24 protein-coding genes are annotated in these 21,562 nt (G+C 63.9%); 18 read left to right on the top strand and 6 right to left on the bottom strand.

Going from position 1 to position 21,562, the window contains the following annotated elements:
* Positions 1–32 precede the first annotated feature (32 nt).
* Genes AB7535_RS20980 through AB7535_RS20965 form a run of 4 tightly spaced genes read left to right on the top strand, consistent with a single transcriptional unit; the run spans position 33 to position 3,875 of the window.
* Positions 33–1,235: a vWA domain-containing protein gene (locus tag AB7535_RS20980; RefSeq protein WP_071912469.1), complete on the top strand. Its 1,203-nt coding sequence runs from the start codon at positions 33–35 to the stop codon at positions 1,233–1,235.
* A gap of 11 nt (positions 1,236–1,246) precedes the next feature.
* Positions 1,247–1,570 (top strand): XdhC family protein, encoded by a 324-nt coding sequence (locus AB7535_RS20975; protein ID WP_007602422.1) that lies wholly within the window; start codon positions 1,247–1,249, stop codon positions 1,568–1,570.
* A 2-nt stretch (positions 1,571–1,572) separates the two neighbouring features.
* Positions 1,573–2,274 carry an XdhC family protein gene (locus tag AB7535_RS20970; protein ID WP_085404331.1) on the top strand — a complete coding sequence of 234 codons (702 nt, stop codon included), beginning with the start codon at positions 1,573–1,575 and terminating at the stop codon, positions 2,272–2,274.
* Positions 2,271–3,875 carry an NTP transferase domain-containing protein gene (locus tag AB7535_RS20965; RefSeq protein ID WP_085404332.1) on the top strand — a complete coding sequence of 535 codons (1,605 nt, stop codon included), beginning with the start codon at positions 2,271–2,273 and terminating at the stop codon, positions 3,873–3,875. The genes AB7535_RS20970 and AB7535_RS20965 overlap by 4 nt, the downstream gene beginning before the upstream one ends.
* Before the next feature lie 31 nt (positions 3,876–3,906).
* Here AB7535_RS20965 and AB7535_RS20960 read toward each other — a convergent pair whose 3' ends face one another.
* On the bottom strand, positions 3,907–6,456 hold the full coding sequence (locus AB7535_RS20960) for a patatin-like phospholipase family protein (RefSeq protein ID WP_161495919.1): 2,550 nt from the start codon (positions 6,454–6,456) through the stop codon (positions 3,907–3,909).
* A gap of 326 nt (positions 6,457–6,782) precedes the next feature.
* On the opposite strand from AB7535_RS20960, the gene AB7535_RS20955 reads away from it, so the two are divergent.
* Positions 6,783–7,172 carry a DUF4189 domain-containing protein gene (locus AB7535_RS20955; protein WP_028158473.1) on the top strand — a complete coding sequence of 130 codons (390 nt, stop codon included), beginning with the start codon at positions 6,783–6,785 and terminating at the stop codon, positions 7,170–7,172.
* A 130-nt stretch (positions 7,173–7,302) separates the two neighbouring features.
* On the opposite strand, the gene AB7535_RS20950 is transcribed toward AB7535_RS20955, so the two are convergent.
* The 3 genes from AB7535_RS20950 to AB7535_RS20940 are packed head-to-tail and all read right to left on the bottom strand — an operon-like array spanning position 7,303 to position 8,537.
* Positions 7,303–7,716 (bottom strand): GFA family protein, encoded by a 414-nt coding sequence (locus tag AB7535_RS20950; protein WP_085404334.1) that lies wholly within the window; start codon positions 7,714–7,716, stop codon positions 7,303–7,305.
* A 15-nt stretch (positions 7,717–7,731) separates the two neighbouring features.
* Complete coding sequence (locus tag AB7535_RS20945; RefSeq protein WP_085404335.1) at positions 7,732–8,205, bottom strand: SRPBCC family protein; 474 nt, start codon at positions 8,203–8,205, stop codon at positions 7,732–7,734.
* Positions 8,202–8,537: an ArsR/SmtB family transcription factor gene (locus AB7535_RS20940; RefSeq protein WP_011088398.1), complete on the bottom strand. Its 336-nt coding sequence runs from the start codon at positions 8,535–8,537 to the stop codon at positions 8,202–8,204. Before AB7535_RS20940 ends, AB7535_RS20945 begins: the two co-directional genes overlap by 4 nt.
* Positions 8,538–8,646: 109 nt before the next feature.
* Here AB7535_RS20940 and AB7535_RS20935 point away from each other — a divergent pair, with 109 nt between their 5' ends.
* The 10 genes from AB7535_RS20935 (at position 8,647) to AB7535_RS20890 (ending at position 17,987) form a co-directional block, all read left to right on the top strand.
* The gene (locus AB7535_RS20935; protein ID WP_094184412.1) at positions 8,647–9,336 is read left to right on the top strand and encodes a TetR/AcrR family transcriptional regulator; all 690 of its coding nucleotides are present in this window, start codon (positions 8,647–8,649) and stop codon (positions 9,334–9,336) included.
* Positions 9,333–10,121, top strand: coding sequence for an HlyD family secretion protein (locus tag AB7535_RS20930; RefSeq protein ID WP_085404336.1), 789 nt, complete (start codon positions 9,333–9,335; stop codon positions 10,119–10,121). The genes AB7535_RS20935 and AB7535_RS20930 overlap by 4 nt, the downstream gene beginning before the upstream one ends.
* Positions 10,118–11,056 carry an ABC transporter ATP-binding protein gene (locus AB7535_RS20925; protein ID WP_085404337.1) on the top strand — a complete coding sequence of 313 codons (939 nt, stop codon included), beginning with the start codon at positions 10,118–10,120 and terminating at the stop codon, positions 11,054–11,056. The genes AB7535_RS20930 and AB7535_RS20925 overlap by 4 nt, the downstream gene beginning before the upstream one ends.
* Positions 11,053–12,216 carry an ABC transporter permease gene (locus tag AB7535_RS20920; protein WP_085404338.1) on the top strand — a complete coding sequence of 388 codons (1,164 nt, stop codon included), beginning with the start codon at positions 11,053–11,055 and terminating at the stop codon, positions 12,214–12,216. The genes AB7535_RS20925 and AB7535_RS20920 overlap by 4 nt, the downstream gene beginning before the upstream one ends.
* Positions 12,217–12,245: 29 nt before the next feature.
* Entirely contained in the window at positions 12,246–13,553 is a 1,308-nt protein-coding gene (locus AB7535_RS20915) for an adenylate/guanylate cyclase domain-containing protein (RefSeq protein WP_085404339.1), read from the top strand.
* Between the two features lie 112 nt (positions 13,554–13,665).
* Positions 13,666–13,863, top strand: coding sequence for a hypothetical protein (locus tag AB7535_RS20910; RefSeq protein WP_085404340.1), 198 nt, complete (start codon positions 13,666–13,668; stop codon positions 13,861–13,863).
* A gap of 132 nt (positions 13,864–13,995) precedes the next feature.
* Positions 13,996–14,727 (top strand): GntR family transcriptional regulator, encoded by a 732-nt coding sequence (locus tag AB7535_RS20905; RefSeq protein WP_085404341.1) that lies wholly within the window; start codon positions 13,996–13,998, stop codon positions 14,725–14,727.
* A gap of 49 nt (positions 14,728–14,776) precedes the next feature.
* Complete coding sequence (locus AB7535_RS20900; RefSeq protein ID WP_085404342.1) at positions 14,777–16,018, top strand: MFS transporter; 1,242 nt, start codon at positions 14,777–14,779, stop codon at positions 16,016–16,018.
* A 22-nt stretch (positions 16,019–16,040) separates the two neighbouring features.
* Entirely contained in the window at positions 16,041–16,940 is a 900-nt protein-coding gene (locus AB7535_RS20895) for an amidohydrolase family protein (protein ID WP_085404343.1), read from the top strand.
* 132 nt (positions 16,941–17,072) lie between these two features.
* Positions 17,073–17,987 carry a PhzF family phenazine biosynthesis protein gene (locus AB7535_RS20890; RefSeq protein WP_439036808.1) on the top strand — a complete coding sequence of 305 codons (915 nt, stop codon included), beginning with the start codon at positions 17,073–17,075 and terminating at the stop codon, positions 17,985–17,987.
* A gap of 25 nt (positions 17,988–18,012) precedes the next feature.
* On the opposite strand, the gene AB7535_RS20885 is transcribed toward AB7535_RS20890, so the two are convergent.
* Positions 18,013–18,474 carry a DUF488 domain-containing protein gene (locus AB7535_RS20885; protein ID WP_085404344.1) on the bottom strand — a complete coding sequence of 154 codons (462 nt, stop codon included), beginning with the start codon at positions 18,472–18,474 and terminating at the stop codon, positions 18,013–18,015.
* Positions 18,475–18,483: 9 nt separating this feature from the next.
* Positions 18,484–19,320, bottom strand: coding sequence for a DUF72 domain-containing protein (locus AB7535_RS20880; RefSeq protein ID WP_094184413.1), 837 nt, complete (start codon positions 19,318–19,320; stop codon positions 18,484–18,486).
* A 100-nt stretch (positions 19,321–19,420) separates the two neighbouring features.
* Between AB7535_RS20880 and AB7535_RS20875 the strand changes: the two genes are divergently transcribed.
* The 3 genes from AB7535_RS20875 to AB7535_RS20865 all read left to right on the top strand — a co-directional run bounded on the left by AB7535_RS20875 (position 19,421) and on the right by AB7535_RS20865 (position 21,558).
* Positions 19,421–19,804 carry a hypothetical protein gene (locus tag AB7535_RS20875; protein WP_085404346.1) on the top strand — a complete coding sequence of 128 codons (384 nt, stop codon included), beginning with the start codon at positions 19,421–19,423 and terminating at the stop codon, positions 19,802–19,804.
* A gap of 148 nt (positions 19,805–19,952) precedes the next feature.
* Entirely contained in the window at positions 19,953–20,153 is a 201-nt protein-coding gene (locus tag AB7535_RS20870; protein ID WP_071912499.1) for a hypothetical protein, read from the top strand.
* 271 nt (positions 20,154–20,424) lie between these two features.
* Entirely contained in the window at positions 20,425–21,558 is a 1,134-nt protein-coding gene (locus AB7535_RS20865) for a glycosyltransferase family 2 protein (protein WP_085404347.1), read from the top strand.
* Positions 21,559–21,562 lie beyond the last annotated feature (4 nt).

The following is a 21,562-nucleotide window of genomic DNA, read 5'->3' as shown; positions in this document are numbered from 1 at the left end:
CCCCGGAATGACGAGGGGATGGATACGAGACCATGGCCATCAACCACCTTGCGCCCGACCAGACCGAGCAGTTCGCCGACAACATCGTCGGCTTTGCCCGCGCGTTGCGTGCAGCCAGCATGCCGGTCGGGCCGGGCGCCGTCATCGATGCCATGAGCGCGCTCCAGGTGATCGACATCGGCAACCGCGCCGACGTCTTCACCACGCTGGAGGCGATCTTCGTCAAGCGCCACGAGCATGCGCTGATCTTCAGGCAGGCCTTCAACTTGTTCTTCCGCGCCTCGGAAGAGTGGAAGCACATGCTGGATTCGGTGCCGTTGCCGGAGCAGGCCAAGAAGAAGCCGCAGGCCGGCTCCCGCCGCGTGCAGGAGGCGATGTCGCAGCCGCGGATGACGGAGACGCCGCAGCACCAGGAGCAGGATTTGCGCCTGTCGGTCTCCGACAAGGAGATCCTTCAGAAGAAGGATTTTGCCCAGATGAGCGCGGCTGAGATCACCGAAGCGCTCCGCGCCGTCGAGCGGATGCGGTTGCCGCAGGCCGAGCTTCTGACGCGCCGGCACCGGCCCGATCCCCGCGGGCTTCGTCTCGATTTGCGCCGCACGCTGCGCGCGTCCTTGCGTACCGGCGGCGACATCATCGACATCCATCGCCTCGGGCGCATCGAGAAGCCGGCGCCGATCGTAGCCCTGCTCGATATCTCGGGCTCGATGAGCGAGTACACCCGCCTGTTCCTGCATTTCCTGCATGCCATCGGGGACGCGCGAAAGCGCGTCTCGGTGTTCCTGTTCGGCACCCGGCTGACCAACGTCACCCGGGCACTGCGCCAGCGCGACCCTGATGAGGCGCTGGCGAGCTGCTCGGCCTCGGTCGAGGACTGGGCCGGCGGCACCCGGATTTCGGCCTCGCTGCACAACTTCAACAAATTGTGGGCGCGGCGGGTGCTGAGCCAGGGCGCCATCGTGCTGCTGATCTCCGACGGGCTGGAGCGGGAGGCCGATTCCAGGCTCGCCTTCGAGATGGACCGGCTGCACCGGTCCTGCCGGCGACTGATCTGGCTCAACCCGCTTCTGCGGTTCGGCGGCTTCGAGGCCAAGGCCCAGGGCATCAAAATGATGCTCCCGCACGTTGACGAATTCCGCCCGGTACATAATTTGAGTTCGATCCAGGAGCTGATCACGACGCTCTCCCGGCCGCTGCCGCCGCATCACCGCAGCCTGATCCGTTCCGCAGCTTGAGAGGTTAAGCCATGCTCGATCGCGACGAGGATATTCTGAAGGCGGCGGAGGATTGGCAGAAGGCCGGCCGGGGCGTCGCGCTGGCCACCGTTGTCGAGACCTGGGGCTCGGCGCCGCGCCCGGCGGGCTCGAGCCTCGTCATCAACGATGAGGGCACGTTTCTGGGGTCGGTGTCCGGCGGCTGCGTCGAAGGCGCCGTGGTCACCGAGGCCATGGACGTGATCCAGAGCGGCAAGCCCAGGATGCTGGAGTTCGGCGTTGCCGATGAGACGGCCTGGAATGTCGGGCTGTCCTGCGGCGGCACCATCCGCGTCTTCGTCGAGAAGGTCGGCTAGCCGTGAAGCTCGCAATCCTGCACGAACTCAATGCCGAGCGCGCCGCGCGCCGGCCGGCGATTTTGGTGACCGACACCGAGACCGGCGATCAGCGCCTAGTGAAGGCTGCGGATTTTGCAAAAGACCCGCTGCGTGCCGAACTGGACAAGCAGCTTCGCATGGGCAAGAGCGCCAGTGTAGAAGCCGGCGGCAAAAAGCTGTTCCTCAACGTCTACGCGCCGACCGCAAAGCTCGTCATCGTCGGCGCGGTCCATATCAGCCAGGCCTTGGCGCCGCTGGCGCGCTCGCTCGGCTACGACGTCACCGTGGTCGATCCCCGCACGGCGTTTGCGAGCGCGGAGCGCTTCCCTGACATTCCCCTGGTCGCCGAATGGCCCGACACGGCGCTGCCGCCGCTCAATGTCGATGTCTACACGGCTTTCGTCGCGGTGACGCACGATCCGAAGATCGACGATCCCGCGCTGCTGCACGCCTTCGAGCGCAACTGCTTCTATATCGGCGCGCTCGGCTCGCGAAAAACGCATGCCAAGCGCGGCGACCGGCTGCGCGCGCAGGGCGCGAAGGACAGCGACATCGCGCGCATCCACGCACCCATCGGGCTGGCGATCGGCGCTGTCTCGCCGTCCGAGATCGCGGTGTCGATCATGGCCGAGATCACGGCGGTGCTGCGCCTGCCTCCCAAAGAAAAAGAAGAAGCGGCATGAAATTCGGACCGGCGAGCCCCAAGGATGCGATCGGCGGGGTGACAGTCCACACCCTGCGCCAGGGTCCGCTGGTGCTGAAGAAGGGTACGACGATCGGCCCGGCCGAGGTCGAGGCGCTGACGCGCGCCGGCATCAAGGACGTCGTGGTGGTGCGCATGGAGGAGGGCGACGTCTCCGAGGATGTCGCCGCCGCCAGCATCGCGCTGGCCGTCGGCGGCGACGGCATTCATGTCGAGCGCGCCTTCACCGGCCGCGCCAATCTGTTCGCCGCGCGCCCGGGCGTGCTGGTGATCGACCGCGCCGCGGTCGACCGCATCAACAATATTGACGAGGCCATCACCTTTGCGACGCTCTCCGCCTACAAGCCGGTGGTCGAGGGCGAGATGGTCGGCACCGTCAAGATCATCCCGTTCGGCGTCGAAGGCAATTTGCGCGATGCCGCGGTGAAGGCGGCGGGCAGGGACGTGCTGAAGATCGCGCCCTACGTCATCAAGCGCGTCGGCGTGGTCTCGACGCTGCTGCCGGGCCTCTCGTCGAAGGTGATCGACAAGACGCTGCGCGTCACCGCCGAGCGGCTCGCGCCGGCCGGCGCCAGCATCATTGCCGAGCGGCGCGTGCAGCATGAGGAGCGGGCGCTGTCGGCCGCGATCAAGGAATTGCTCGGGCTTGGTGCGGAGCTCGTCATCGTGTTCGGGGCGTCCGCGATCGCCGACCGCCGCGACGTGATTCCGGCGGCCGTCACCGGGATCGGCGGCGAGATCGAGCATTTCGGCATGCCGGTCGACCCCGGCAATTTGCTGCTGATCGCGCGGGCCGGCGGGGTGCCGGTGCTGGGCGCGCCGGGCTGCGCACGCTCGCCGGTCGAGAACGGTTTTGACTGGGTGCTGATGCGGCTGCTCGCCGGCATCAAGGTGACGCGTTCCGAGTTGATGGGCATGGGCGTCGGCGGCCTCCTGATGGAGATCGTCACGCGGCCGCAGCCGCGCGCAGAACCCGCGATCGAGGGCAACAGCCAGGTCGCGGCCATCGTGCTCGCGGCGGGCCGCTCGACCCGGATGGGCGGACCGAACAAGCTGCTCGCCGAGCTCGACGGCAAGAAGCTGGTGCGGATCGCGACCGAGCAGGCGCTGGCCTCCAAGGCGTCCGAGGTGATCGTCGTCACCGGCCATCAGACCGAGCTGGTCGAGCAGGCGCTGCAAGGCTTGAAGGTGAAGTTCGTCCGCAATCCGGATTTCGCCGGCGGCATCGCGAGCTCGGTCAAGGCCGGCATCGCGGCCGTGCCTGAGGCTTGCGACGGCGCCGTGGTCTGTTTGGGCGACATGCCGTTGATCGATGCCGGCCTGATCGACCGTCTCATCGACGGCTTTGCGCCGGATCGCGGCAACCTCATCGTCGTGCCCGTCAGTGACGGGCGCCGCGGCAATCCCGTGCTGTGGTCGCGCCGCTTCTTTAGGGAATTGATGACGCTCGACGGCGACGTCGGCGCGCGCCATCTGATCGCCAAGCACACCGAAGCGGTGGCCGAAGTCCCCGTGGATGGCGAGAGCGCGTTCCTCGACATCGACACGCCGCAGGCGCTGGAAGCGGCACGGCGGGGATAGTGGTGCCCGTAGGAGGTCGCTGCTATTCTCTTCACCGCGCCGGAGAAATGGCTCCCGTTCCAAGATGTGCAGCATCGTTGGTGGGCGGAGAAGATTCGGACATTCGATCGGTTTTCAATTCCTTTCCGATCTGGAGCGCGATCCTCTTGTTGTTCTCGCGCATGCTAGCCGTGTTCTTGCCAATTGGCGCTGCAGGACAATGAGCTTCCAAGCCGAAACTGCATTCGATCGCTCTACGGGATCGATCCGACAGCACCCATCCGAGTGGGACGCGCACATCGTCCGTCGCGAGGATCACCTTGCGCACTCTCCCCTCGGTGCACGATGCACTATGGTTTTCTTGATCGGCGTCGGCGCAAGTCTTTTGGTCCATAAATAGTTGAGCCTGCGCAACGGCGCGCCGGCCGCGTTCGGAGCGAATGCTATCCAGGGCTCGCAGTGGGGTCGCCAATTCACCAAAGGAGTAGGTAGAGTTGTCAAATCCGTCGTCGGCGGGAGGGCTAACCAGGGCTAGAAGAATGAATCGCGCTTTAGGCTTGCAGTCGACCGGACGAGTGGCGGGGCATGCTTGAAGTCGCGCGATGATATCGAGCGCCGTAGCAATTCCCGAATTGTCGGAATAACCACCATCAACAAGCCGACGCTTCTCAGTACGTATTCTCTCTCCCGTTGGAGCTGTCGCTGCATACCAACCAGCTGGGCTTACGAATGGAAAACTCGCGCTCAATCCAACACCGGTACTGAGCGGGATATCGAGCGTCGGATTCCTGTCAGATAGGCTATAGAGACCCGGCGTTTGACTGCTCTGCAAGCTCATCGGCGCAACGACCACCCGTTCGCCAGTCTCGACTTCGGTCGAATTTAAGAGCAGGGCCGGAGCCACACTTTTGGGATCCCAAGAGCCGAGAATGCCGGACTTGAACGGATTTGGATACTTCCGATCCTGTGCCGCTGCCGGCCAAGCATTTTCGATGGAGCGCTCGAGCGCGCGCGCTCGATTCAAACTTGCTCCGGGGCATAAGAGATTCCAGCAAGGCAGAATCCGCGCAGGCGCGTCCAAGAAGAGAGTTGCGCTTATAAGATCGGAGAGGAAGTCTTTCTGGAGAAAGCTCTGTGCATTGTCCCAATACCAATTCTGAGGCGCTCTGGCCGCATCGACTCGTGTTCTTGCCTTGACGAGGGATGAAAATATCGAGGCGCCCAAAGCGCCTCCCGAGACTGCACTGATCGCAAATGTGTGCTGCGCGAATTCTGGATACTGATCCTGTATTGCGGCGAGGAACATGCCGGCATGGTATGCGGCGTAGATGCCACCTCCTTCAGCTGCCACCACGTAGACGGGGTAGGTGCCGTCCTCGAAACGGTCGAGATCAGAGCGCGATGCTATCCAGGTTTGAAACCCGTCCTCGAGAGTTAATGGCTTCACGTAGGTTCCAGCTATCGATTGGCCGGCAAGCCTGCGAATAGCGTGGTTGTCGTCAAGGTCGAAATACGCGAACGCGAGCATCGCGCCGATGATGACGTGAAGTCCGTGCCATCGCTTCTTTTCACGGGCCAGACCGAACAGCGTCGCCGAAAACGACAAGCTGGCGGCCAAGAATACATTTACCGTGAAAATCTCATTTTGCACCACGCTCATAATGTTGAGCCCGGAGGCCAAGTAGACGATCGGTACGATGCAGAACAGAACAAACGCAAAGATAGCCAGGACAAACAGCGAGAAAAGAGCCGCTTCGAACAGTTGGCGGTTCAGTTTGATACTGAGAAAGCTTTCCGATAGCCGAGGGAAATTCTTGAATAGCGTAACGAACGGGATCAAAGGCAAGTAGGGAAAAGCTCTGACGACGAAATCGATGCGCCATCGGTCTCGCGATGTCAGGTACACCAGCAGAGTGTAGAGGAAGACGAGGCCAAATATGGAGGCCAGCAACAGCCCATAGAAGAGTATTTCCCACCCCACGTAAAACAGCTCACCCTTCAGCGGAAAGGTTGGCACAAGTGCGTTGTAGAAAATAACAACCGGAAGCAGTGGCGCCAGCAGCCAAGCAAAGCCGAAACGGTTTGCTTGCGACATGACTTCGAGCAGGCGATCCGCTATTCGGTGCGCGTGGGGATACAGCCGAAATGCTGAGACAACGTCGGAATATGGGTAGAAGTGGGCTGGTCCCCATACGCCGAGGGCGATGACTAACAGCAGCATCGAACTCGTTGCCCACAGATCAGTTCCGAAGACGCCAGCCATGAGACTGAAGGGCGCGAGCGGGTCGTTCGGATCGATGCCCGGTGCAAACTTGATCCACAGAACCTCGCGCATTTGCGCCGTCGAATAGATAACGCTTGCCAGAATCAGCACGAAGATCGGAGCGGCGAGATCGGAAAAGACCTCGAATAACCCATGGATGCGGGCCCACAAGCTCGGCAGCAGCAACAGCACGATCCCAGCACAAATTACGGCGCTGACGAAATCCCAGACGACAACTATGCCTTCGAAGGACTCGTGATAGACCGGGAGGAAAAGAAAGAGCCAAAGAATGAGAACAATTAAGGTGCCCAATACAATTCGATCGTTGGTAGAAAGCATATCTGCCTCCCGCAACATCCTATGGTTGAATTCTGGCACAAGTTCTGATCCTTCGGCAAGAGCGCCAAGCGGAGTTGTTCTCTTCCTGTACGTGGCTGGGCAGGCCGAGAAAACGTAGCTGCAATTGAAAAGGCGCGGTCTTGAACCGTGAGGGCTCGGATCGCGCTCGCGGCCATCCTTCGAGACGACCGCTACGCGGTCTCCTCAGGATGAGGTCTGAGCCTGCGGCCGTGCCTCATTCGTCCGTTTTCAACCCCTCGTTCACCATCTGGAAACGACCACCGCTTAGAGTCCTCTCCACCTGCCTTGGGGGGAGGGGTTTTTCCATGGCTTCGAATGTCGTCGCGCGCCGTTGCGCGATGTTTTTCTTTGCGCTGTCGGTTTGTGTCGCCGGCGCTCGCTACATCACGGATGCGCATGCTGCCGGCGCGTTTGCGGTCGGCAAGTGCGGGGCCTATGGCCAGGCTTTTGATTACGGCGCCGAGCGCGAGGCCCGTGCCGCGGCGCAGAAGCAGTGCAAGGGCGACTGCACGACCGTGACCATGAAGCGCGCCTGCGCCGCGATGTCGGTCGATATGGCCAACCCGTGCGGCGCCTATGGCTATGCCGTGAAACCGAAGATCTCGGCCTCGCTCAATGCCGCCACGCGCGAATGCTACAAATACGGCGGCAAGGAATGCGTGATCCGCGCCTGGGCCTGCGACGCCAAGGGATAATCCTTTTGCTGTCATTGGCGATGCAACGGGTACCGCGCGATGCGCGGACCGGAGCATTGCGTCGGGAATGACATGCGGAACAGTCCGGCCATGACGATGCCGAGACTTCGACACTCCAAATACAGCCGCCTCACCCTGGCGGCATGCCTGCGAATTTCGGCAGGTCGGGATCGAGACGATCCCAATCGTACCCGCGCGCCGCGTAGGTCACCACCTGCGGCTTGTAGCGGGCGGGCTCGTCGAGGCTTGCGGCGCGGATGGTGAAGATGTCGGGCATTGCGGCGAAGGTCATGTAGACCGGCAAGCCGCACTGCGTGCAGAAACCGCGCGTCTTCACGTTGCCGCTGTCGCCGACCATGTCCCAATGCTTCGCCTCGCCCGTCACCGTGACGCCGGCGCGTGCGAAGGTCATGTACGAGCCGTGGCCGCTACCGCTTTCGCGCTGGCAATCCCGGCACTGGCAGTGATTGCTGAACAGCGGCTCACCGAGAATCGAATAGCGGATCGCGCCGCAGGCGCAGCCGCCGGTAAAAGGCTTGGTCATCGAAAGATCTCCCACTCACTTCTCGCCACTGATCTCGTCGAGCTGGCGGACGACCTTCTTCCAGCCGCCGCTCATAACCGTGTAGGCCGACTCGTTCCTCGGCATGACGAAGCCCGCATGCACCAGGCGGATCCGCGTGCCGGCTTCGACCGGGGTGAGGGACCACGTCACGACGGTATCGAGCGGCGCGCCGTAGCCGGTGTTGCGTTCGTCGCCGCCCTTCCAGGCATAGACGAGGCGCCGGTTCGGTACGACTTCCAGAACCCGGCAATGGATAACGCCATCCCAGTTGCCGCCCGGCGTGGTCTGGAACGTGAAGGCCTTGCCTTCGGCGGCTTCGAAGCCGGTCGGCTGCATCAGCCAGCGCGCGATCAACTGGGCGCTGGTCAGCGTCCTCCAGATCGTCTCGGGCGCGTGAGGGAAGACCTCCTCTAAAACAATGTCTTGGACGATGTCTTTTGTCCCGGCTCTGAACTCGGCTGCACTCACGGATCGATCTCCTTCAAGAGGTCACGCAGATTCTGGAAACGCTCGCGCCAGAACACGCCGTAATGGTCCATCCAGGTGACCAGCGGCTCGAGTCCTTGCGGCGCGGCGCGGTAATAGACGTTGCGGCCCTCGGCGCGCTCGGCGACGAGGCCGGCCTGCTTCAGCGACTTCAGATGCTGTGAGATCGCGCCCTGCGTCACGCCGCTGCCGCGGGTGAGCTCGGCGACGCTGATCTCCTTGCTCTCGAACACGCGCTCGAACACGGCACGGCGGGTCGGATCGGCGAGGGCGCGCATCACGGTGGTGACGGGATTTGGGGCGGCTTCGATCATGGGTATTCGATTAGCATGTGCTAATGCATTAGTAAATACTAATTCGTTGGCTTGCATAAGGCTGGATCGCTGTCTTGATTATGACTGACTGGTCAGTCATAAATAGGAGATGACAAAGAAGCCAACCAAAGCAGCCACGCCAACCGCAGCTCGCGCCGATGCGAAGGGCCGTGCGCCCGCCGACGCTGCGCCCGCTTCGAACCGTGCCACGCGTGCGGCCGAGCGTCGGTCGGCCATCGTGGAAGCGGCGATGGAGGAGTTCATCGCGCGCGGCTTTGCCGCGACGCGGCTCGATGACATCGCCAAGCGCGCCGGTGTCGCAAAGGGCACGATCTACCTGCACTTCAAGGACAAGGAATCGATGTTCGAGGAGCTGGTGCGCACTGTGATCGTGCCGGTGGTAGCGAAGCTGAATGCGCTGCCGCCGCCGACGGGTTCGGTGCGCGATCTCGTCGAGGCCTTTGCCGGTAACTTTTTGAAAGAGGTCATCGGCACGAGGCGCGGCGATCTCGTGCGATTGATCGTGGCGGAAGGGCCGCGCTTTCCGTCTGTCGCCGATTTCTACTATCGCGAGGTCGTCTCGCGCGGGATCGCCGGCATGCGCGCGCTGATCGAGCTCGGCATTGCCCGCGGCGAGATCCGCGAGAAGAACCTCGCGCGCTATCCGCAGATCCTGGTCGCACCCGCGATGATCGCGGTGATCTGGCAGAGCCTGTTTGCACGGCACGCGCCGCTCGACGCCCAGGACATGCTGCGCGTCCATCTCGATTTGATTTTTGGCGAACGGAGGACGACATGAGGTCGTCACGAGCATTTTCTGTGTTTGCAGTGGCCCTCGTCCTTGCAACCGGCCTTGCCGGCTGCAAGGACAAGCGCGATCCCGGATTTCAGGGGTGGGTCGAGGCCGACATGATCTTCGTCAGCCCGGACGAAGCGGGCCGGGTGACGAAGCTCAATGTGCGCGAGGGCGACGAGGTGAAGGTCGGCGATGCCCTCTATTCCGTCGACGACGATCTTCAGCTTGCCGACCTCAACCAGAACAAGGCGACACTGGCCAATGCGCAGCAGACCTATGATCGCGCGGCCTCGCTGAACAAGACCGGCTCCGGTACTCAGGCCAATCTCGATTCCGCCGTGTCGTCCTTGCGTGTCGCCGAAGCGCGGGTCGCGACGTCGGAGACGCGAATGGCGCGGCGCAGGGGCTTTGCGCCCGTTGCCGGCACCATCCAGCAGATCTATTTCCGCGAGGGCGAGATGGTGGCGGCGCAGCGGCCGGTGCTCTCGATCATGCCGCCCGGCAACATGAAGCTGCGCTTCTTCGTGCCCGAGACCGAGTTGCCGAAGCTTGCGATCGGCGACACGGTGCGCATCTCTTGCGACAATTGCGCGGCGGATCTCACCGCAAAGATCTATTTCATCGCGACCTCGGCCGAGTACACTCCGCCTGTCATCTACAGCCTCGATGAGCGCAACAAGCTGGTCTATTTGATCCAGGCGCGACCCTCGCGGCCCGATGCCTTGCGGGTCGGACAGCCGATTGACGTCTATCTCCATCCAAAAACGCCGGTGGCGGACAAGCGATGAGCGGCGGCAACGGCAACGGCATCGCGATCGACGTCAAGGGCCTGACCAAGTCGTTTGGCGGCCGCGAGGTCGTGCACGATCTGTCGATGCAGGTGAAGCGCGGCTCGATCTACGGCTTCCTCGGGCCGAACGGCTCGGGCAAGACCACCACCATCCGCATCCTCTGCGGCCTGCTCACGCCCGACAGCGGCGAGGGCACATGCCTCGGCTACGATATCCGGCGCGATGCCGAAAAGATCAAGCGCCAGGTCGGCTACATGACCCAGCGCTTCAGCCTGTACCAGGACCTCTCGGTGCGCGAGAACCTCGAATTCGTCGCCCGGCTCTATGGCATCGCCGATGCACGCGGCGCCGCGCGCGACATGATCAAGCGGCTCGGGCTGTCGGGGCGCGAGGAGCAGCTCGCGGGCGAGCTCTCCGGCGGCTGGAAGCAGCGGCTCGCGCTCGGGGCCTGCACGCTGCCCAGTCCGAAACTGTTGCTGCTGGACGAGCCGACCGCCGGCGTCGATCCCAAGGCGCGGCGCGATTTCTGGAACGAGATCCATGCGCTCGCGGCCGACGGCCTCACCGTCCTGGTCTCGACCCACTACATGGACGAGGCCGAGCGCTGCCACGAGATCGCCTATATCGCCTACGGCCATCTGCTGGCGCACGGCACGGTGGAGGAGGTGATCGCGAAGTCCGCCCTGACGACCTACACCGTGACGGGCGAGGAGCTCAACGGGCTCACGGCCGCGCTCACCGGCAAGCCCGGCGTGGACATGGTGGCACCGTTCGGCACTTCGCTGCACGTTTCCGGGCGCGACGTCGCCGCGCTCGAGGCCAACATCGCGCCGTGGCGCGAGAAGAGCGGCCTGCACTGGCACAAATCATCGCCCTCGCTCGAAGACGTGTTCATCGAATTGATGAGCCGTTCCAGGGACAATTTCCAATGAGCGCCGCCGATCATCCCGCACCCGCGCACGCGATCCGCGAGCGCTTCGGCTTCTGGAAGCGCTCCTATGCGATGCTGGTCAAGGAGTTCATCCAGCTCAAGCGCGACCGCGTCTCGTTCGCGATGATCGTGATGCTGCCGGTGATGCAGCTTCTGCTGTTCGGCTATGCCATCAACACCACGCCGCACAATCTGCCGAGCGCGGTGCTGCTCCAGGAGGATTCGGATCTTGCCCGCTCGGTGTTGAAGGCGCTGGAGAACACCGCCTATTTCCGCTTCATCTACGAGGTGCACGACGTCGACGATTTCGACAACCTGCTGAAATCGGGCAAGGTGCTGTTCGGCGTCGAGATTCCGCGGGGCTTCGAGCGGGCGGTGCGGCGCGGCGACAGGCCGGCGCTGCTGGTTGCGGCCGACGCCACCGATCCCGTTGCGGCCAGCGCCGCGCTCGGCTCGCTCGGCATGGTCGTGCAGACCGCGCTTGCGCACGATCTCTATATCGGCAATCCGCCCGAGATGCCGTTCGAGATCCGCGCGCATGCGCGCTACAATCCGGCCGCGTCGTCCAGCCTCAATATCGTGCCGGGCCTCGTCGGCACTATCCTCACCATGACGATGCTGATCTTCACCGCGCTCTCGGTCACCCGCGAGGTCGAGCGCGGCACCATGGAGAGCCTGCTGTCGATGCCGATCAAGCCGGTCGAGGTGATGTTCGGCAAGATCGTTCCTTATGTGCTGGTTGGCTTCCTTCAGGCCTTCCTCATCATCGGCATCGGTGTCGGCCTGTTCGGCGTGCCCTTGCTCGGCAATCTGTTCCTGCTCGCGCTGCTGTCGACCTTGTTCATCGCTACAAATCTGTCGATTGGCTACACCATCTCGACCGTGGTGCAGAACCAGCTCCAGGCCATGCAGATGGCCATGATGTTCTTCCTGCCGAGCATTCTGCTCTCCGGATTCATGTTCCCGTTCGCCGGCATGCCGGTCTGGGCGCAATATCTCGGCGAATGCCTGCCGCTGACCCACTACTTGCGGATCGTCCGCGCCATCATGCTGAAGGGCGCGACCATGCAGAATTTGCGCTTCGATGCGCTGGCGCTGGCGATCCTGATGCTGGTCGCCATGACCATCGCGGTGACGCGCTTCCGCCGCACGCTGGATTGAGGCACAATGCCCCTGAATCGAGGGGAGAAATGGTCAGGTTTGCCAGCAGGAAGACCCGGCAGCATGCCGTGATGTCGGAGGAGTTCGAGCGCGAGCTGACGCGAGAAGTGCTGCGCACCGAGCTGTTGCGGGTGAGGGCGCTGATCACGACGGGCTGCGTCATGATCCTGTTCCTCACCGCAACCTACCTGATCGACCCTGCCATCGTGAACCGGGTCTGGCGCGGGACGGAGGGCTTGGTCCGCGAATACATGCTCTTGGGGGGCTTCATCCTCTTCGAGGTCTGGGTCCATAGCCAGATCAGGCGAAACCTCAAGCTCGATCGCGACCTGCCGGTGATCAGGCGCTATATCGGCGCTCTCATCGAAACGTCGCTGCCGACGATCATCCTGATTCTGCAGATTCGCAGCATGGGCGCTGGGCCCGCGCTCGGTTTCGTGCTGCCACTGGCCTATTTCATCTTCATCATTCTTTCGACGCTGCGGCTCGATTTCTGGCTGTCCACCTTCACGGGATTTGTGGCCGCGGCCGAACTCCTGGCCGTCGCGCTGTACTACAATTCGGCCAGCGACGCTGGCGAACCGCTGATCTACTTTCACGCTGTGCGCAGCACCATCATCCTGATCTGCGGCGTGCTCGCCGGCTCCGTCGGCGCGCGGCTGCGGCGGCAATTTGCCGCGAGCATCGCGGCCGCCACCGCGCGTGATCGCGTCACCAACCTGTTCGGCCAGCACGTCTCGCCGCAGGTGGTGGAACGGCTGATGGCGGCGGGGCCCAGCGCGGGCGGCGACCTTCGCCGCGTCGCGGTGATGTTCGTCGATTTCCGCGGCTTCACCGCCAGCGCGCGGTTGCGCACCCCGCAGGAGGTGGTTGACCGGCTCGACGGTGCGTTCGCCGTGCTGGTCGACATCCTCGATCGTCAGGGCGGCATCGTGAACAAGTTTTTGGGCGATGGCTTCCTCGCCCTGTTCGGCGCGCCGCTGGAGGCCTCCGACGCCGCGCACCGCGCGGTTGCCGCGGGCCGCGAGATGCTGGCCGCGATGGACCGCATCAACGCGCAAACGAGCTGGCCGCTGCGGATCGGCATCGGCATCCATTTCGGCGAGGTCGTTGCCGGCAATATCGGCTCGCCCCGGCGCAAGGAGTACACGGTGATCGGCGACACCGTGAACTTCGCCTCGCGGCTGGAGGCACTCAACAAGGAGTTCGGCTCGCACCTGCTGATCTCCGCGTCCGTCCGCGAGGCGCTCGGCGACGACGGTGAGGACGCCGTCGCACTCGGCGAGGTCGCGATTCGCGGCTACGAGCACAAGGTGGCGGTGTTTCAACTGGGGTGAGGGTGCTCGCGTTTCGTTGAAGGCGCGTGATGAAATATCTCACGGCGATTTCCGCTCATATTGTCAGGACGCCGAAACCTCTCGGCTTCCGTTTGCCACGCGGAGAGAACCCATGACCCGATTGACCCTTGTCTCGGCCGCCCTGATCGCCGCCGCCGTCTATCAAACCCAGGCCGCAGCCGCTCGCGACGTCGCCCCGCGGCGCGCCTCGCCTCAGGCGGCTGCGGATTGCGTGAGGGCTCCGGCACAGGGCGCGTTTGCCTCAGCGCCCTACAAGCAGCCGCCCTGCACGCCGAGGGCAGCGAATTAACGCGCAAGGCGAGGTCGGGTTGGCAACGTCCGCCGGCCCGACCTCGCGTCCCCCGCGGGCATCGCCGGTTTCTCGATTGCGGTACCTTGGTAGTGCTTGACTCCTATCTCATATAGTCATCTATATGACTATATGAATGCAGCCCCGCACGACGACCGCCTGCCACGCTACCAGCGCCTGCGCGACGACCTCGCCGCGCGGATCAACCGCAATGAATGGCGGCCGGGCGAGCCGATCCCGTCGGAGGCCGAGCTCGCGGCGCATTACGGCGTCGCCATCGGCACCGTGCGCAAAGCGATCGATCAGCTCGTTGCCGATACCGTGCTGGAGCGCCAGCAGGGCCGCGGCACCTTCGTGCGCCGGGCGCGCTTCAACTCCTCGCTATTCCGCTTCTTCCGCTTCCAGTCCGAGAGCGGCGAGCGGCGCGTGCCGAAGAGCCGCATCATCCGGCGCAAGAGCGTTCCGGCGAATTCGGCCGTTGCGTCGGCGCTGCGCATCCCTGTCGGCGAGCCCGTGATCAGCCTGTCGCGTCTGCGCCTGATCGACGATGTACCGCTGCTCGCCGAAGAAATCTGGCTCCAGCAATCGCGCTTCGCACCGATCCTGGAGATCGACACCGCCGAATTCGGCGACCTGCTTTATCCGCTCTACGAGGAGCGCTGCGGGGAGGTGGTGGTGTCGGCCGAGGAAATTCTGACGGTCGAAATGGCCAACGAGATGCAGGCCCGGCTGCTGCGCCTCGAAGCGCACGCACCATTGATCGTGATCGAGCGCCTCGCGCTCGATCTGGAGCGGCGGCCGATCGAATGGCGCAGGTCGAGGGGGCCGGCCGACCGGTTCCGCTACCACGCCGAGATCAGGTGAGAGCGACCTTTCAACGACATCAAGCAATAACGAATTCAAGGGAGAAACAATGTCAAACTGGTACAGCGAAAGCTCGCCGCTGGAGCGGCGCACGTTCTGGGCAAGCTTTGGCGGCTGGGCGCTGGATGCGCTCGACGTCCAGATGTTCGGCCTTGCCATTCCCGCGCTGATCGCCGCCTTCGGCATCAGCAAGGCCGATGCGGGCCTGCTCGGCTCGGTCACGCTGTTCTTCGGCGCGTTCGGCGGCTGGCTCGGCGGCGCGCTCGGCGACCGTTTTGGCCGCGTCAAGGCGCTTCAGATTACCGTTGCGACCTTTGCGCTCGCGACCTTCGCCTGCGCGTTCGCGATGACTTACAACCAGCTCCTGATCCTGAAGGCGATTCAGGGCCTCGGCTTCGGCGCCGAATGGGCTTGCGGCGCGGTGCTGATGGCCGAGATCATTCGCCCCGAGCATCGCGGCAAGGCGCTGGGCTCGGTGCAGAGCGCCTGGGCCGTGGGGTGGGGCGCAGCTGTGCTGCTCTCGGCCCTCGTGTTCACTTATGCACCCGCCGACATCGCCTGGCGGCTGCTGTTTGCGCTGGGGCTGTTGCCCGCGCTCCTCATCATCTTCATACGCCGCGGCTTGAAGGAGCCGCCGCGCGCGGTCGCAGCCGACAAGACGCCATTCTTCGCCACGCTCTCGGGCATCTTCCATCGTGACGTGCTGCGCTCGACGCTGATCGGAGGCCTGTTTGGAATCGGCGCCCACGGCGGTTACGCGGCCCTGACCACGTTCCTGCCGACATACTTGCGCGAAGTGCGGCATCTGTCGGTGCTGGGCTCCAGCGGCTATCTCGCAGTCATCATCGTTGCCTTCTTCTGCGGCTGCATCGCGAGCGGCATCATCAGCGACCGCATCGGCCGCAGGGCCAATGTCACCTTCTTCGCCAGCGCCTGCATCGTCACCGTGCTGATCTACATCTTCGCGCCGCTGACCAACGGCGAGATGCTGGTGCTCGGCTTTCCGCTCGGCTTCTTCTCCGCCGGCATTCCGGCCAGCATGGCGGCGCTGTTCAGCGAACTCTATCCGGCCGGCGTGCGCGGCACCGGTGTCGGCTTCTGCTACAATTTCGGCCGCATCGTCTCCGCCGCGTTCCCCTTCCTCGTGGGTTATCTCAGCGACCATATCGGGCTCGGACCGGCGATCGGCATCGATGCGGCCTTCGCCTATTCGCTGGTGCTGATCGCGGTGGTGTTGTTGCCCGAAACCCGCGGCAAGGTTTTCGAACAAGCCGCGGCGACGCGCGCCTGACGCCGGATGGGGAGCGGTCACCATGATATCCCGCGAGCGTGGCCTGACGCGCCGCCAATTCGGCACAGGCCTTGTATCCCTCGTGTCGGCCACGGCCGTCGCGAGCCGAGCGAAGAGTGAGACGAGCTTGCCGACAATCGATACCCATGCCCATGTCTTCCACCGCGGCCTCAAGCTCGCGCCCGGCCGGCGCTATGCCCCAGATTACGATGCGCCGCTGGCGCTCTATCTGGAGCAGCTCGACCGCAATGGCATGAGCAATGGCGTGCTGGTGCAGCCGAGCTTTCTCGGCACCGACAATTCCTATCTGGTCGAGAGCCTGAAAACTTCCGGCGGATGCCTGCGTGGTATCGCGGTGGTCGATCCTTCCGTGACCGCGGACGAACTGCGCGCGCTTGATCGCGCCGGCGTCGTCGGTATCCGCCTCAATCTCGTCGGCCAGTCCTTGCCCGATCTCGCTGCCGGCGAATGGAAGGCGCTGCTCGGAAACGTGAAATCGATGGGCTGGCAAGTCGAGCTCCAGCGCAACGCGTCCGATCTCGCACTGCTGGCGCCGCAGCTGCTCGACCATGGCGTCCCCGTCGTGCTCGATCACTATGCGCTGCCGGATCCGAAACTCGGTGTCGCCGATCCCGGCTTCCAGTCGGTGCTGAAGCTCGGCGCGACGCGAAATGTCTGGGTCAAGACCTCGGCGCCGTATCGCAACGGCGCGAGCGGCGAGAGTTTTGCGAAGGAGGCCTATCCGCTGCTGCGTAAGGCCTACGGCCTGGATCGATTGCTGTGGGGCAGCGACTGGCCGCACACGCAGTTCGAGGCGTCGCAGACTTACGCGAAAAACAGGCAGTTTCTCGATGCGCTGATCGTCGATGACGGCGAGCGCGCGCGGGTGCTCGCATCGCCGCATCAGCTGTTCCGCTTCTGATTCTCCCTTTTGATCTCCTCGCGCGATTGCTCCGAATGCTCCGAATTTTGGGGCATGACGAGCGATGTCGCCGGCCTGTAGACTGCCGGCGATGCGGCCGGTTGAGGCCGCGACTTTCATGAGGAAGTGAAGATGCAGCGCCGCTACATCACCGTCGACGTGTTCACCGACCGCGCCTTCGGCGGCAACCAGCTTGCCGTGGTGCTCGACGCCAGTGGGCTCACGACGCAGCAGATGCAGGCGATCGCGACCGAGTTCAACTATTCCGAGACGACCTTCGTGCTGCCGCCGCACAACCCCGGCCACGACGCGGAGGTCCGCATCTTCACGCCGGTGAGGGAGCTTCCCTTCGCGGGTCATCCCAATGTCGGCACCGCTTTCGTGCTGGCCCGGCGCAGCAATGAGCCCTGGCCGCGATTGTTGTTCGAAGAGAAAGCCGGAATCGTGCCGGTCGAGATCTGGCGGGAGCAGGGCAAGGTCGTCGGCGCCGAGCTGACTGCGCCGCAGCCGCTGGCGCGTCTTGCAAAGATGTCCGCCGCCGAGGTCGCCGCGTGCCTGTCATTGAGCGCGGACGACGTCAGGACCGATCGCCATGTGCCGGAAGTCGTCGGCGTCGGCACGCCGTTCGTCGTCGCGGAATTGCATTCGCGCGACGCGCTGCGGCGGGCGACGCCCGATGCTGCGGCGTTCGGCCGGACACTGCCGCGCGACGGCGCGTTCTCGATCTATTTCTACACGCGCGATATCCCGGCGGCGCAGGCGCCTTGCGACCTCCAGGCGCGGATGTTCATGCGCGGTGCCAGCGGTTTCGCCGAGGATCCGGCCACCGGCAGCGCAACGGTCGCCGCCGCCGCGCTGCTCGCCACGCTCGATCCACTCCGCGACGGCGAGCTGAAGCTCACCATCGGCCAGGGTTTTGACATGGGCCGGCCGAGCATCCTGCGGACGACAGTGGAAAAGGAGGGCGGCGCCCTTCTTGATGCCTATGTCGGCGGCCATTGCGTGCAGATTATGGAGGGGACGTTCGAGCTGGCGGGAGAGGGGTAGGGTCTCTCCGTCATGCCCGGGACGATCACACCTGCCGCCCCGCCAAATTTCTCACCGCCACGCCATCGCGCTCCTCGATGATCTCCGCGATCATCTGGCGGTGGCAATGGGTGTGATCGCGTTCGTAGCAGAGCAGGCAGACCGGTCCGGCCTTCATCACCAGCGCCGAGAGCTCGTCCATCTCTTCCCTGGCCTGCGGCGTCTTCAGGTGCTTTGAATAGATCCTTTCCAGCACATCGTATTGGCCGCTGCGCGCGGCGAGGCGGCCTTCCTTCGGCGTGCCGAGCGCGGCGAGATGGACATAGGCGATCCCGCGCTCATCGAGGCCCGCGGACAGCTGCTTCTTCGAAAAGCCGGGCCGGCGCGAAGAGGTCACCGCGCGCACGTCGACCACGAGCTTGACGCCGGCCTCTTCCAGCTCGTCGAGCACCGCCTTGGGCGGCGTCTGTTCATAACCGATGGTGAAGAGCTTTTTCGCCTTTGCCATGAACCATCCTCAGCTCACCCGCGCGATCAGTTCCATGGCGCCGGCCGGTGCGCGCACCTTGCCCTCGTGGATGACATAGGCGAACACGTCGCGCGGCTCTTTCTTCGGCTTGGCCTCGTCGACCTTCGGCAGATCGTCGGGTTCACTCCCCTCGGCCCAGTCCTGAAAGCGCTTGGCCCAGGCATCGAGCTGCTTCGGCGGATAGCAGGTCTTGATCTCGTCATTGCCCTTCTGGAGCCGTGCATAGACGAAGTCGCCGGCGACGTCGGCGATCGCCGGATATTTGCCGTGCTCGGCGAACACGACAGGCGTCTCGAACTCGCGGATCAGCGCGACGAAGTCCGGCGCGCAAAAACTGTCGTGGCGGACCTCGACGACATGGCGCAGCGCGCGCCCATCGAGCTTGCGCGGCAGCAGTTCCAGGAACTTGCCGAAATCGGCGCCGTCGAACTTTTTCGTCGGCGCGAACTGCCACAGCACCGGTCCGAGATGGTCGCCGAGTTCCAGCACGCCGGAATCATAGAACCGCTTGATGGAATCGCCGGCCTCGGCGAGCACGCGGCGGTTGGTGGCGAAGCGGGGTCCCTTCACCGAGAACACGAAACCATCGGGCACTTCGCTGGCCCATTTGCGAAAGCTCTCTGGCTTCTGCGAGCCGTAATAGGTGCCGTTGATCTCGATCGAGGTCAGCTTCGAGGCGGCATAGGACAGCTCCTTGGCCTGCGTGAGCTTCTCCGGGTAGAACACGCCGCGCCAGGGCTCGAAGGTCCAGCCGCCCACGCCGATGAAAATGTTGCCGGATTTTTTGGACGCGGTTTTTGCTTTGGCCACGGGAGGGTCTCGCATCGACGGGGAGGGACCTCATCCTAATCAAACCAGATGTGATTGGCCAGTTGCGCCGTCCCGTCTAAGGTCGCAACGGGACCCGCGCAAAAGGAGAACAAGAATGCGGATGCTGATGGTGGGAGCGGCGATCGTCATGATGACGTCTGCTGCCATGACGTTTGGTGCCATGGCCGACGATGATGACGATGCCAAGGGTGCGCAGAAGCTCGCCATGCAGGGCCGCGACGATTACTGGCATTGCCTGGCGCGGGAATATTCGCGCGACTCCAATCAGGGAATGTCGGAACAGGATTTCGGCCGCTCGGTCGCGGGCGCCTGTCCGTCGGAGCGGCAATATTACCGGGTGGCGTTGCTCGACTATCTCACCACGCAATATCCGAACATCGATGCCGGCGCCCATCTCGCCACCGCGAACAGAGCGGTCGAGTCGGCGCAGAAGGACATCGTGACGGCCTTCGTCAAGCACAGGCCGCCGACGAAGTAGGGGAGTGGCGAATGGCCAATAGCGAATAGGGCACGAAAGCCAGCGCTCTTCATTCGCTACTCGCCATTCGCTCCTCCGCGGAGGGCTCTTCCAGCTCCGCGCGCATCCATGGTATTGCTGGACGCATCTGGAACAGGGATGGGCTTCCATGTCGTCTGAGTCGGTGGGTGGCATTCTGGGCGCGATCGTCGCGGCGGTCGTGCTTGCGGTCGCCGTCGTATTGGGGCCGATCGGCCAGTACGGCAAGCCGCCCAGGCCGGCAAAGGCCGAGCCGGCTCCGGCCGCAGCGCCCGCTGTCCCGGCCGCCCCCGTGCCGCGTGGGCCGGTGATCAAGGAAGTCCCGAACTAGCGAGGGTCTGAAAAAGAGCCGCTATGCCCCCTTGCGAAGCGGTTTTGCCGTACCTATCTAGCTTCTAACGGCGACGTTGAGTGAAACCTCCGGCGCTGGAACGACCTTGGAATAGCTTGGGCTTGCGCCGGATGTACGCGCGGTCCGCCGTTCCGGGGTCGTTGGCATTTTTGGGCCCTTTTTGGGCCTTTCCCCAAAGACCCCCGGCTCGGTAGATCTTGGCAGCGCAACGTCTTGGCAGCGCAGGACGTGGCGGATATACGCTGCCGTCATGAATGAAGCGATCAGACCGGGCTCCGGCACTCCCCCGCAGGCTCAAGAGGCGCCGGAACTGTCGGTCATCGTCCCGACGTTCAACGAGCGCGACAACGTCACGGTGCTCTACCGGCGGCTGGAGGCGACGCTCGCCAACGTCGCCTGGGAAGTCGTGTTCGTCGACGATAATTCGCCCGACGGCACCTGGGACGTCGTGCGGGCGCTGGCGCAGCGCGACAACCGCGTGCGCTGTGTCCGCCGCATCGGCCGCCGCGGCCTGTCGGGCGCCTGCATCGAGGGCATCCTGGCCTCCAGCGCGCCCTATGTGGCCGTGATCGATGCCGACCTCCAGCACGACGAGACGCAACTGCCGAAGATGCTGTTGCTGCTCGCAAGCGACCAGGCCGATCTCGTCGTCGGCAGCCGCTACATCGAGGGCTACAAGAGCGAAGGCTTCAACAAGCAGCGCGCCGGCGCCAGCGCGCTTGCGACCGAACTCGCCAGGAAGGCGTTGCGGGTCGAGATCGCCGATCCCATGAGCGGCTTCTTCATGGTTCGGCGCGACCGTTTCGAGGAGTTGGCGCCGAAGCTGTCGGTGCACGGCTTCAAGATCCTGCTCGACCTCGTCGCGAGCGCGAACGGTAGCTTGCGAGCCGTTGAAATTCCCTACACATTCGGCGAGCGCCAGCACGGCGAGAGCAAGCTCGATTCCATGGTCGCGCTGGATTTTCTCGGCCTGGTGCTGGCCAAGTTCACCAACGATGCGGTCTCGCTTCGCTTCATCCTGTTCGCGATGGTCGGGGGCGTCGGCCTCGTGGTGCATCTGACCACGCTGTTCATCGCCCTTCAGCTGTTCAAGGCGCCGTTCGCGGAGGCGCAGGCCGCGGGCGCCGTCGTCGCCATGACCAGCAACTTCGTCCTCAACAACTTCCTCACCTATCGCGACCAGCGGCTGAAGGGCTTTGCGCTGCTGCGCGGCCTGATCGCCTTCTACATCGTGTGCAGCGTCGGCCTGCTCGCCAATGTCGGCGTCGCCTTCTCGGTCTACGACCAGGAGCCGATCTGGTGGCTGGCCGGCATGGCCGGCGCGCTGATGGGCGTGGTGTGGAACTACGCGATGTCCGGACTGTTCGTCTGGCGCAAGAAATAGCTCG

The sequence above is a fragment of the Bradyrhizobium sp. 956_D2_N1_4 genome, assembly GCF_052076025.1.
Classification (GTDB): Bacteria; Pseudomonadota; Alphaproteobacteria; order Rhizobiales; family Xanthobacteraceae; genus Bradyrhizobium; species Bradyrhizobium barranii.
This window is presented reverse-complemented; position numbering and strand designations above follow the sequence as displayed.